This window comes from Paenibacillus lycopersici (assembly GCF_010119935.1).
GTDB lineage: Bacteria > Bacillota > Bacilli > Paenibacillales > Paenibacillaceae > Paenibacillus_Z > Paenibacillus_Z lycopersici.
Map to the genome: position 1 here is coordinate 6,383,033 of NZ_CP048209.1, position 12,004 is coordinate 6,395,036.

A 12,004-nucleotide genomic window follows, 5' to 3' on the forward strand; every position below is an offset into this window, starting at 1 on the left:
TTATTCGACACGCGCCCGGCAATCCCTGCTGGGTTATTTCGCCATCCCCAGCTTGCCCTGCAGAACGCTCACGGCTTTCTGCAGCTGCGTATCGCTCTTCTCGTCCCGAATCTTCGCAATCAGCTGTTCCTCGATCTTCTCGGCCGTCGCTTTATCCGCGCTGCCGGTTGCCGGCAGTCCCGCTTTCTGTTGGAAAGCGCGCACGCTGTCTTCCGTCGCCGTGCTGTAATAGCCGTCCTTGCGGTCAATCTTGTAGCCGAGCCCCGACAGCATCGTCTGCAGGCTCTTCGTATCCTCGCTGATCGTGTTCGGCACCAGCGTCTTCGTCTTGGACATGCGCGCGGCCGTGTAATAGTCCGGCGGCTGTACCGCGACGTCCGGCTGCAGTCCTTTCTCGTGCACCCAGTTGCCGAGCGGCGTCAACCACTTCGCGATCGTCATTTTGATCAGGCTGCCGTCCGCCAGCGGCTTGTCGTAGCTGACCTGCACGGTGCCTTTGCCGAACGACGTCTCGCCGACAAGCACGGCATGCCCTTCTTCCTTAAGCGCGCCGGCCAGCACCTCCGAGGCGCTTGCGCTGCCTTTGTTGATCAGCACCGCGACCGGATACGGCTTGCCCGTTCCTTTCGATACGGTCTTCTCCCGATGGCCGCTCTTGTCCTCCACCTGCACGATCGGTTCGCCTTTCGGCACGAACGGCTGGGCGACGGACACGACGACCGGGAGCACGCCGCCGGGATTGCCGCGCACGTCGATGACGAGCGCCTTCATATGCTGCTTCTCCAGTTTGTCCAATTCCTCGGCGAACCGGTCGCCCGTATTCAGCGAGAACTGGCGGATCTCGATGACCCCGATGCCGTCTTCGCGCAAATGCGCATAGACCGTCTCGTAGTCGATATCGTCGCGGACGATCGTCAATTGCAGCGGCTGGGACATCCCCTGGCGCTGAATGAGCAGCTTCACCTTCGAGCCCTTCGGTCCGCGAATCTTCGCCACGGCGTCGTTCAAGGACAAGCCGGACAGCTTCTCCCCGTTAACCGACAGCAGAACATCGTTCGGCAGCACGCCAGCCCGTTCCGCAGGCGAGCCTTTGATCGCGGATTCCACGATAATGTTGCCGTCCTTGATCTGCACGCCAGCGCCGATGCCGGTGAACGAGCCTTCGATCGTTTCGGAGAATTGCTTCGCCGCGCTCTTCTCCATGTAGACCGAATACGGGTCGCCGAGCGCGGTCATCATGCCGTTGACCGCGCCGTCCAGCACCTCCGTCCGGTCCACGTCCCGGAAATATTTCGTCTCGATCAGCTCGAGCACCGTATTCAGTTTGCGCAGCTCCTTCTCGCTGAGCCCATATTGTCCGGACGATGCCGATGACGCCGCTTTAGCCGCCGTACCTCCGCTTCCGATCGCAACGAACTGATCCGCAACGGTCAGCGTAACCAGCACGGAAGCCGCCATCGTAAGCAAAATAAACGCCGCCACTGTTCGTCCTTTGAAATGCACGTCAACACCCCTTCATAAGCCGACCGGTTCAGCCGACGGCGATATACCCAACTTTCCTAGTATATGACAAGCCGCACCCAATTATTTGTAGTGGGTGCGGCGTTGGCCGTAAGGCATGAAGCAAGCCGGTTCCTTGCCTGCTCTTTATTTGAGATATGGCGCCGGGTTGACCGCCGTCTGATTCAGGCGCACTTCGAAGTGCAGGTGGTTGCCCGTGGAATCGCCCGTACTGCCGACCTCCGCGATCTTCTCGCCGCGTTTGACCGTCTGTCCCTCTTTAACCATAATACCGCCGTCGCGAATATGGCCGTAAACCGTCCATAAGCCGCCGCCATGGTCGATAATGACGCAGTTGCCGTAACCGTTCGACCATTGGGCGACAAGGACGACGCCGGATTCCGCCGCGTAGATCGGCGTTCCTTTCGGAACCGCCATATCCATGCCGGTATGCAGCCTGCGCACGCCATATATCGGATGCGTCCGATAACCGAACGGGGACGTGAGACGCCAGCTCACCTGTAGCGGCATGCCCAGCTTGCCGCCGGGGTTGTAATACACTTTGATCGTTTTCTTCTTCGCTTCCAGATCGGACACTTTCTTCGCCAGCTTGATGAGCAGCTCTTCCTGCTCCTCGCTGATCTCGTCGAGATCGTCCGCCTGGCTTGTATATTTCTGCACCATGACTTCTTTCTGCTGTTCCTTGTCTTTCAGAAGATCTTTGTAGTCGGCCAGCTTGCCGTACATGGTTTTCACTTCGGCCAGCGATTGCTCGACTTCCTGCTTCTTCTGTTCGACCAGCGCTTTATTCTCCTTCTGGCCGGCCAGAATTTCGCGGTCCTGTCCGAGAATGGAGGACAGCGAGTCCATGCGGTCGAGGAAGTCGCTGAAGCTCGTCGCGCTCAGCAGCACGTCCAAATAGGACACGATGCCGTTCGTGTACATGAGACGGATGCGCGACTTCAGCAGCTTGTCCTGCAGCTGGAGCCGGTCTTGAGCCGCTTCCAGATCGGCGCCCGCCTGCTTGACCTGCGCTTCCTTGTCGTCGATTTGCGATTGCACCGCGTTCAGCTGCGTGCCGACTTCATTGATCTGCGTGTTGATTTCGGTCACCGACTTCGCCGTCTGTTCTTTCATCGCCAGAATGGTCGCCTTGTCCTTGTCGGCCTGGTTGCGATTATGGGTGGCCGCGCTCATTTCCTTGCGCACCTGCGCCAGCTCCTGATTGATCTTATCGAGCTGCGAGGAGGCCTGCCCCTGCGTCGGTTGAAAGATGTATCCCGCCAAAACGATGATCGCGAGGACCAATAATCCTTTCTTCACGTTCGCTGTCACCTACACTTTCAAATATTTCCGAACCGATAACGTGCTTCCCCAAACGCCGATCAGCATGCCGAGCACGAGCGTAATCGCCGATACGGTGAATCCCGCCTCCTGCAGCGTCACGAGCTTGATCATCATGAGTCCGAGCTCGAACTGAGAGGCGTCCACGAGCCGCGAATAACCGAACAACAGCAGGGCGATCGTAATCGCCGATCCCAGGAAGCCGATCAAGGCGCCTTCGATGAAGAACGGCCAGCGGATGAAGTTGTTCGTCGCGCCGACGAGCTTCATGATGCCGATTTCGCGGCGCCGCGCGAGAATGGTCATCTTGATCGTGTTGGAGATCAGGAACATCGCGGTCACGGCCAGGCCGACGACGATGACAAGACCGATATTGCGGACGGCGTTCGTTACTTTGAACAGCGTCTCGACCGTTCCCTTGCCATACTTCACGCTCGTGATCGGCTTCGTCTTGTCCGCGCTGCCGATGGCGTCGATCTTCTTCGCGGCGTACGCGATGTTCTGCGGATCGAACACGTCGACCGTGAACGAATCCGGCAGCGGATTGTTGGTCTTGTCGTACCCCTCCAGCAGCTCCGAGCCGTCGGCGCCGATGCTCGCGCGCAAATCTTCCAGCCCTTGCTCCTTGGACACGAACGCGACCTTCTTCACTTCGGGCAGATTCCCGATCGCGTTCTTCAGCTCGCTAATCTTCGCTTCCGGCGTGTCCAGCTGCAAATACACGCGGATCTGAACCTGACTTTCGATCTGATCGGCCACATTGTTGACGTTCAGCGCCAGCAGGAGGAATACGCCCAGAATGAACAGCGAAATGACGATGGAGCTCACGGAGGCGAAGGTCATCCATCCGTTGCGCACCACGTTCTTGACGCCCTCCCGCATATGGCGCAGCATGGTGCTAATTTTCATAGCCGTACTCTCCTCTCACTTCGTCGCGCACGATCTGGCCGTTCTCGATGGCGATGACGCGTTTGCGGAGCGTATTGACGATTTCCTTGTTGTGCGTAGCCATGATGATGGTGGTGCCGCGGAAATTGATTTCTTCGAGCAGGTTCATGATGCCCCAGGAGGTTTCGGGATCGAGGTTGCCTGTCGGCTCGTCCGCCACGATGACGGAAGGGTTGTTGACGATGGCGCGCGCGATGGCGACGCGCTGCTGCTCGCCGCCGGACAGCTGCTGCGGCAGGCTGTTATGCTTGCCCCGCAGGCCGACAAGTTCGAGCACGTCCATCGTCCGCTTCTTGATGATGCGCTTGGGCGCTTCGATGACTTCCATCGCGAACGCGATGTTCTCATAGACGGTCAGCTTCGGCAGCAGGCGGTAATCCTGGAATATCACGCCGATGTTGCGGCGGACGTACGGGATCTTGCGCGGCTTCAGCTTGCCGATATTGAAACCGTTGACGGAGATTTGGCCTTTGGTCGGAACTTCCTCGCGGTAGATCAATTTCATGAAGGTCGATTTTCCGGCCCCGGAAGGCCCTACCAGGTAAACGAATTCATTGCGTTCTATAAGAACGGAAACCCCGCGTAGCGCATGAGTGCCGTCGGCGTACGTCTTCCATATATCTTGAAGCTCGATCACAATATCACATCCTGTAGATAGTCAGCTTTTGTATATTCGACATATGGACGCCAAATCCTCTACGAAAGTCCCGAATTCTGCATTTTTCATATTTCTCATGTTGAGGTTTTTGACGACGCGCTGGCATATCGGCGTATATTTTTCGACAAAGCCGTCGATTGGGGCTGCGGCGGGTAAAGCTGTCCGAAAGGCGGCTTATCGGCTTATTCGCCTGTCTGCGGCAGGTGAGCAAAGTTGGTAAGGCTCTCTGCAAGTTTACTGCCGGATTAGGACCTAGTGGCAAATAACCGCCCGTCTGCGCATATACATGTACGACCCCCTACCAAGGCGACGGCCTGAATGTCTTCTGGCGGCGCTTGCCGCGCTGCATTCCGGCGAAATCGGGCCCAAGCATAGTTCAAGGAGTTGAGTGCATTGAAAATCAAGGTCCTCCATCTAACGTGGACATTGTTCGCGCTCTGTCTGCTGCTGTTCTCCGCCGGCTGGGGCGGCGTATGGGTCTACGCTTCGCAGAAGGCCGTACCGAAAGAATTGGCGCTTGCGATCGGCGGCGCCGCTGCCGGGAATCGCGCGACGGCGATTCATGGCAGCGCATCGACTGCTCTGAACGGCTTGAATATAGCGGACGCCAAAGCGACAATCGCCGAACGGAAGTCGGCGATCGAGCGGCTCCGCCTGACGGCGAGCGGCGGACCCTCGAACGCCCGGCAGCATTCCTGGACGCTGGCCGAGCTCGGTCTTGCCGTAGACGCGACGGCGGCGGAGGCCGCGCTCGACACGCTGGAACGCGGCAGCTTGCTCGAACGAGCCAAAGCCCGCTGGCGATTCCCGGATCGATTGCGCATCGCCGTGACCTGGGATCAAGCGAAGTTCAAGTCGCAAATGCGCAGCCAGTGGGGATTTCTCGACACCGGAGAGCCTGTCGACGCGAAGCGGACGATCACGAACGATGATCGGGTCGCGTACACGCCGCATAAAGACGCCTATCGGCTGGATACGGATGCGATGTTCCGAAGCGCTGTGAAGGCCGTGGAGTCGGCGCTCGGCCAGGACTGGAGCGGAGTCTTGAAGCCATTGGGCATTCAGGTCGAGCTTCAGGTCATTCATCCCGCCATCACCCTCGAGCGATTGAAAGCCGAAGGCGTGGAGCGCAAGATTAGCGCGTTCACGACCGATTTCAAGACAAGCGGCTCCGGGCGCGCGTACAACGTGGAAATGACGGCCCGTACGCTGGACGGCTGGGTGCTAGCTCCGGGCGACGTGTTCGACTACGGCAAGGTCGTCAAGGCCACGAACGAGCATTACGGCTACCGCGCAGCGCCGGTCATCTTGAACGGCGCATTCGTCGACGGGGTCGGGGGCGGCATCTGCCAAGTGTCCAGCACGCTGTACAATGCGGCGCTGCGGGCCGGGCTCGAGCTCGTGGAGCGGCGGAACCACTCCCTGCCGGTCTCTTATTTGCCGCTCGGCCAGGATGCGACGTTCGCGGAGGGAGCCATCAACTTCCGCTTCAAGAACACGACCGGCAAAACGCTCGTCATCCGCACGTCCGTCAAGGACCGGCGGTTGACCGTGAAGCTGTTCGGGACGATGCCGAAGAATGTCAGCTACACCATCGCCTCGAAGACGATCCGCACGATCGCCCCGACGGTCAAAGAAGTGGCGCGGGCCACGCTGAATCCCGGTTCACGGCAGCTCCTGACGCCGGGCAAATCGGGCTACATCGTGGAAACGTACCGCTCCAAGCTCGTGGACGGCAAAGTCGTCGCGAGCAGCCGGATCTCGCGCGATACGTATAAGGCGCAGCCCGTCGTGTACGCCGTTGCCCCGGAGCAAACGTCGCCCGGCGGCAGCCTGGAGGAGCAAAAGCCGCTGTTGGAGGACGGCGTGGCGGAGTGAGCGGTTGTGGAGCGGTTGTGGAGTAGTTGTCGAGTAGTTGTCGAGTAGTTGTTGAGTAGTTGTTGAGTAGTTGTTGAGTAGTTGTTGAGTAGTTGTTGAGTAGTTGTTGAGTAGTTGTTGAGTAGTCGTCGAGTGATTGTTGAGTGGTTGTTCGGAGATGGTAGTTGTGCAATATGCGGAATTTCGCGCTGTGCCGGGTTGCGCGAAGCGAGCAAGTATTGCGAAGTTCTGTGCCGCAGACAAAGAAGCCTCCTCCCGATGCCGACGATGTCGTCGGCCGGAAGGAGGCTTGTCCTGTTGGATACCTTGATGCGATTAACGGCTGCGTTCCGCGTATTCCGCGACCCAAGCCGCCGTTCCCGCCAGCTCGTTCTCGGCGCGAACGATCGCTTCGCCGACTTGCTTCGTAGCCGTGCCGCCGAAGACGTTGCGGGCGTTCACCACATTCTCCGGTTGAAGCACGGCGTAGATCCGCTCGTCGAACAGCGAAGAGAATTGCTTGAACTCGTCGAGCGTCAGGTCGAGCAAGTATTTGCCCTGCTGAATGCAGTACAGCACCGTCTTGCCGATGACTTCATGCGCCTGACGGAACGGCAGTCCTTTGCCGACGAGGAAGTCGGCGATGTCCGTCGCGTTGGAGAAGTCCTGGTTCACGGCCTGGCGCATCCGGTCCTTGTTGACTTTCATCGTCGCGATCATCGGCGCGAACAACTGCAGCGCGCCCTGCAGCGTGCGAACCGTATCGAACATGCCTTCCTTGTCTTCCTGCATGTCCTTGTTGTACGCAAGCGGCAGCGACTTCAGCACGGTCAGCAGGCCGACGAGGTTGCCGTAGACGCGGCCCGTCTTCCCGCGGACAAGCTCCGGCACGTCGGGGTTCTTCTTCTGCGGCATGATGCTGCTGCCCGTGCAGAACGCATCGTCCAGCTCCACGAAGTGGAACTCCGTGCTCGACCAGAGGATCAGCTCCTCGCTGAGACGCGACAGGTGCATCATGATGATCGATGCATGCGACAGGAACTCGAGGATGAAGTCGCGGTCGCTGACCGCATCCAGGCTGTTCTCGTACACGCGGTCGAACTTCAGCTGACTCGCCACGAAATGGCGATCGATCGGGAATGTCGTGCCTGCCAGCGCGCCTGCGCCGAGCGGCAGCATGTTCACGCGCTTGTAGCTGTCCTGCAGACGCTCGATGTCGCGGCCGAACATGCTGACATACGCCATCATATGATGCGCGAACAGAATCGGCTGCGCGCGCTGCAGATGCGTATAGCCCGGCAGGATCGTGTCGATGTTGGCTTTCGCCTGCGTTACGAGCGCCTCCTGCAGCTTGTGCAGCATGTCCACGAACTCGACGACGCGTTTGCGCAGGTACAGATGCATGTCCGTGGCTACCTGGTCGTTGCGGCTGCGCCCCGTGTGCAGCTTGCCGCCGACCGGTCCAACGTCGTCGATCAGCGTCTTCTCGATGTTCATATGAATGTCTTCGTCCGCAATCGCAAACTCCAAGTCGTTACGCTTGATGCGCTGCAGGACGCGGTGCAGGCCGTCCTTGATCGTCTCGACGTCCGCCGCCGGCAGGATGCCCTGCTTGCCCAGCATCGTGACATGCGCCAAACTGCCTTGAATGTCTTCCTCGGCCAACTCTTTGTCAAACGTAATCGATGCCGTATACTCTTCAACCAGCTGGTCGGTTTTCTTCGTAAACCGGCCGCCCCATAATTTACTCACGCGCGGTGCACTCCTTTGTCGTATCATGCCTATCTGCCGAACGACCCGGACCGGCATGATGCGCCGGCCCGGGTCAGCTTAAGCGGAATGCCCGGCTCTTATTCTCCCGGCCTTCCTATCGGCAAGCCCGCGTGACCGCCGGCCGCCATCTTTCGCTTATTCGCTTACTGCTTCTTGTTCTGCTCTACGCCGGACGACACTTTCAACCGCAGCGCGTTCAAGCGGATGAAGCCGGTTGCGTCGCCTTGGTCGTACGCTTTGGACGGATCGGCTTCCATCGTCGCGATGTCCGGGTTGTACAGGCTCACGGGGCTCTTCACGCCCGCGCCGATGACATTGCCTTTGTACAGCTTCAGGCGGACGACGCCGGTAACGTTCTTCTGGCTTTCCAGCACGAGCGCTTGCAGCGCGAGGCGCTCGGGCGCGAACCAGAAGCCGTTGTAGACGAGCGAAGCGTATTTGGCGATGAGCGAGTCGCGCAAGTGCATGACGTCGCGGTCCATCGTGAGCGACTCCATCTTGCGGTGCGCGGCGAACAGGATCGTGCCGCCCGGCGTTTCGTACACGCCGCGGCTCTTCATGCCGACGAAGCGGTTCTCGACCATGTCGACGCGCCCGATGCCGTGCTTGCCGCCCAGCTCATTGAGTTTCTCCATGACTTGCAGCGGGCTCAGCTGTTCGCCGTTAATGGCGGTGCAGTTGCCGGCCTCGAACGTCAGCTCGACATATTCGGCTTGGTCCGGCGCATCCTCAGGGGATACGGACAGTACGTACATGCCCTTGTTCGCATCGCTGCTCGGATCGAACCACGGATCTTCCAGCATGCCGCTCTCGAAGCTGATGTGCAGCAGGTTGCGGTCCATGGAGTACGGCTTCGCCGCGGATGCTTGTACCGGAATGTTGTGCTTCTCCGCATAGGCGATCATTTCCGCGCGGCCCGGGAACTGCTCGCGGAATTCTTCGATGCGCCAAGGCGCGATAACCGCGATGTCCGGCGCCAGCGCGGCAGCCGTCAGCTCGAAGCGCACTTGGTCGTTGCCTTTGCCCGTCGCGCCGTGCGCGATCGCCGTCGCGCCTTCCGCGCGCGCGATGTCGACCATGCGCTTCGCGATCAGCGGACGCGCGATGGACGTGCCGAGCAGATATTGACCTTCATACAGTGCGCCCGATTGGAACATCGGGTAGATGAAATCTTGCGCGAATTCGTCGCGCAGGTCGTCGATGTACACTTTCGACGCGCCTGTCGCCAGCGCTTTCGCTTCGAGGCCGTCGAGCTCGTCCTTCTGGCCGATGTCGGCGGTGAAGGCGATGATTTCGGCGTCATACGTTTCTTTGAGCCATTTCAGAATAACCGACGTATCCAGACCGCCGGAGTATGCAAGAACGATTTTTTCCTTTGCCATAAGTACGCTCCTTAAAGGATGATAATTTCGGGAAACTTTAAGTGCATGCCCTGCGGGCGAGGTGGGCTCCAATCGCTGTTGTAGTCGGATTATTTTTGATCACCTAAAATATAAATAGGGTATAATCCGACTACAAAGGCGACCGTTAACACTTTTCCACCTCACCCCGCCCTCCGGGCACTTCTTAAATGATTTCCTGGAGTGAGCTGGGACAGAAAACCGTGGGTCTCGGCATGAGCCAAGCCTCGCCCGCAGCCTGCTTCACGGTCAGAACCTATCCGGGCGCCAGCCGCAAGCAGGCTACAAAGCAAAAACCAACATCTATATGCAAAGCCTTAACTCCGTTAACCCATGATCGCGGCCATGATCGCCTTCTGCGCGTGCAGCCGGTTCTCCGCCTGGTCGAAAATGATGGAATGATCGCCGTCGATGATGCCTTCGCTGACTTCTTCGCCGCGGTGCGCCGGCAGGCAGTGCATGAAGATGAAGTCGCTCTTCGCGCGGCTGACGAGCTCCTCGTTCACTTGATAGCTCGCGAACGCCTGCTCGCGCTCCTTCTGCTCCGCCTCGAAGCCCATGCTCGCCCATACGTCCGTGTAGACGACGTCCGCGCCCTCGATCGCTTCGCGCGGATCGCGGCATACGTGGATGCGCGCGCCCGTCTCGGCGGCGTATTCCTTGGTCATGCGCACGACGTCTTCGTCCGGCTCATAGCCTTCCGGCGTCGCGACCGACATATGCATGCCGAGCTTCGCAGCGCCGATGAGCAGCGAGTGCACCATGTTGTTGCCGTCGCCGATGTAGGCGATTTTAACGCCTTCCAGGCGGCCCTTGTGCTCCAGCACCGCTTGGTAGTCGGCCAGTACCTGGCACGGATGCGCCAGGTCGGTAAGGCCGTTAATGACCGGCACCGTCGCGGCGCGCGCCAGTTCGATGACGGTGCGGTGCGCGAACGTGCGGATCATCATGCCGTCCAGGTAGCGCGACAGCGTCTGCGCCGTGTCGGACACGGTTTCGCCGCGGCCGATCTGCAGGTCGTTGCGGCTCAGGAACAACGCCTGGCCGCCGAGCTGGTACATGCCGACCTCGAACGATACGCGCGTGCGCGTCGACGATTTCTCGAAAATCATCCCGAGCGTCTTGCCCTTCAGCGGATGATACGTCTCGCCATCCTTCAGCTTGCGCTTCAGGTCGATCGCCAGGTCGATCAGATACCGGATTTCATCCGGCGTGTAATCGGACAGCTCTATAAAATCGCGGCCTTTCAGGCTGACCGCGAGTTCTTCCTTCAACAATGGGGTCATCGTGAATCTCCTCTCGTTACAACTGCGCCGCAGCGGTCTGGTCTGCGAATACCGAGGTCAGGATGCTTACGCCTTGATCGACTTCCTCGCGCGAAATAATCAGGCTCGGCAGCAGACGGACGACGTTCGGTCCGGCCGTGATGACGAACAAGCCGCGCTGCTGCGCTTCCGCGACGATTCCGGCGACCGGTCCGGTGCATTCGATGCCGATAATCATGCCTCTGCCGCGAACCTCTTTCACGAACGGATTGCCGGCCAGCTTGGCACGCAGCTCGCTAATCAAGTATTCGCCCGTCACTGCCGCGCGGTCGGCCGCTTTCTCTTTAAGGATCGTTTCGATCGTCACTTTCACGACGGCCGTCGCGATCGGCGTTCCGCCGAACGTGGAACCGTGGCTGCCCGCCGAGAAGGCCTCGGACAGCTCGCCCTTCGCCAGCATGGCGCCGACCGGGAAGCCGCTTCCCAGACCTTTCGCAAGCGTGAAAATATCCGGTTCGATTCCGTAGTGCTGGAAACCGAACATTTTGCCGGTACGACCCATGCCCGTTTGAATCTCGTCGACGATGAGCAATACGCCGCGTTCCTTGCAAAGCTTCGCCAGGTGCTGAAGGAAGGCCGGCTCGACCGGGATAATGCCGCCTTCGGCTTGAATCGTCTCGATCATGACCGCGGCCGTCTTATCGGTAATCGCCGCTTCCAGCGCATCGATGTCATGCAGCGGAATATAGCGGAAGCCTTCCGGCAGCGGCAGGAAGCCTTCTTTCACTTTCTCCTGGCCGGTTGCCGTCAGCGTCGCCAGCGTACGTCCGTGGAAGGATTGGGCGAACGTAAGAATCTCGTAGCGGCCGTTGCCCTTCACCTTCTGCTGGTAACGGCGGGCGAGCTTGATCGCCGCCTCGTTCGCTTCCGCGCCGGTGCTGCAGAAGAACACTTGGTCCGCGTGGCTGTTGTCCGTGAGCAGCTTCGCCGCCGCCTCCTGGTTCGGTATGTGGAACAGGTTGGAGACATGCCACAGCTCATCGAGCTGCTTCACGAGCGCGTCCTTCACCGGCTTCGGCGCATGGCCGAGGTTCGTAACGGCAATGCCGCTCATGAAATCGAGATATTTGTTGCCTTGGTCGTCCCACAGCCAGCTGCCCTCGCCTTTCACCAGCGCGATCGGATATCTGGCATATGTCGGGAACAGCGAGCTTCCCCCGTTCACTGCAGCGCCATTGTTCGTTTCGCTCATCTTACGT

At 59.4% G+C, this 12,004-nt stretch carries 9 protein-coding genes; 1 reads left to right on the plus strand and 8 read right to left on the minus strand.

Features of this window, described 5'->3' with window-relative positions:
- Window positions 1-33 precede the first annotated feature (33 nt).
- From GXP70_RS27990 to ftsE, 4 genes are all read right to left on the minus strand, one after another.
- Window positions 34-1,503, minus strand: coding sequence for a S41 family peptidase (locus GXP70_RS27990; RefSeq protein ID WP_162359912.1), 1,470 nt, complete (start codon window positions 1,501-1,503; stop codon window positions 34-36).
- Window positions 1,504-1,647: 144 nt separating this feature from the next.
- Window positions 1,648-2,823, minus strand: a complete 1,176-nt coding sequence (locus GXP70_RS30135; protein ID WP_162359914.1) for a murein hydrolase activator EnvC family protein — start codon at window positions 2,821-2,823, stop codon at window positions 1,648-1,650.
- Window positions 2,824-2,835: 12 nt separating this feature from the next.
- Entirely contained in the window at window positions 2,836-3,753 is a 918-nt protein-coding gene (gene ftsX / locus GXP70_RS28000; RefSeq protein ID WP_162359916.1) for a permease-like cell division protein FtsX, read from the minus strand.
- A complete protein-coding gene (ftsE, locus tag GXP70_RS28005) occupies window positions 3,743-4,429 on the minus strand; it encodes a cell division ATP-binding protein FtsE (RefSeq protein ID WP_162359918.1) in 687 nt (228 codons plus the stop codon). Before ftsE ends, ftsX begins: the two co-directional genes overlap by 11 nt.
- Before the next feature lie 414 nt (window positions 4,430-4,843).
- Here ftsE and GXP70_RS28010 point away from each other — a divergent pair, with 414 nt between their 5' ends.
- Window positions 4,844-6,328, plus strand: a complete 1,485-nt coding sequence (locus GXP70_RS28010) for a VanW family protein (RefSeq protein WP_162359920.1) — start codon at window positions 4,844-4,846, stop codon at window positions 6,326-6,328.
- A 315-nt stretch (window positions 6,329-6,643) separates the two neighbouring features.
- Here the strand turns inward: GXP70_RS28010 and argH are convergent, their stop codons facing one another.
- From argH to GXP70_RS28030, 4 genes are all read right to left on the minus strand, one after another.
- Entirely contained in the window at window positions 6,644-8,059 is a 1,416-nt protein-coding gene (gene argH / locus GXP70_RS28015) for an argininosuccinate lyase (protein ID WP_162359921.1), read from the minus strand.
- Window positions 8,060-8,223: 164 nt separating this feature from the next.
- A complete protein-coding gene (locus GXP70_RS28020; RefSeq protein WP_162359923.1) occupies window positions 8,224-9,462 on the minus strand; it encodes an argininosuccinate synthase in 1,239 nt (412 codons plus the stop codon).
- Window positions 9,463-9,806: 344 nt separating this feature from the next.
- The gene (gene argF / locus GXP70_RS28025) at window positions 9,807-10,766 is read right to left on the minus strand and encodes an ornithine carbamoyltransferase (RefSeq protein WP_162359925.1); all 960 of its coding nucleotides are present in this window, start codon (window positions 10,764-10,766) and stop codon (window positions 9,807-9,809) included.
- A gap of 16 nt (window positions 10,767-10,782) precedes the next feature.
- Entirely contained in the window at window positions 10,783-11,997 is a 1,215-nt protein-coding gene (locus GXP70_RS28030) for an acetylornithine transaminase (RefSeq protein ID WP_162359926.1), read from the minus strand.
- Between the last annotated feature and the right edge of the window lie 7 nt (window positions 11,998-12,004).

Excerpts from the sequence above, each read along its gene's own strand:
- GXP70_RS28020 (WP_162359923.1), bottom strand. The coding sequence starts at position 9,462 with ATGGCAAAGGAAAAAATCGTTCTTGCATACTCCGGCGGTCTGGATACG.
- argF (WP_162359925.1), bottom strand. The coding sequence starts at position 10,766 with ATGACCCCATTGTTGAAGGAAGAACTCGCGGTCAGCCTGAAAGGCCGC.
- GXP70_RS28030 (WP_162359926.1), bottom strand. The coding sequence starts at position 11,997 with ATGAGCGAAACGAACAATGGCGCTGCAGTGAACGGGGGAAGCTCGCTG.
- ftsX (WP_162359916.1), bottom strand. The coding sequence starts at position 3,753 with ATGAAAATTAGCACCATGCTGCGCCATATGCGGGAGGGCGTCAAGAAC.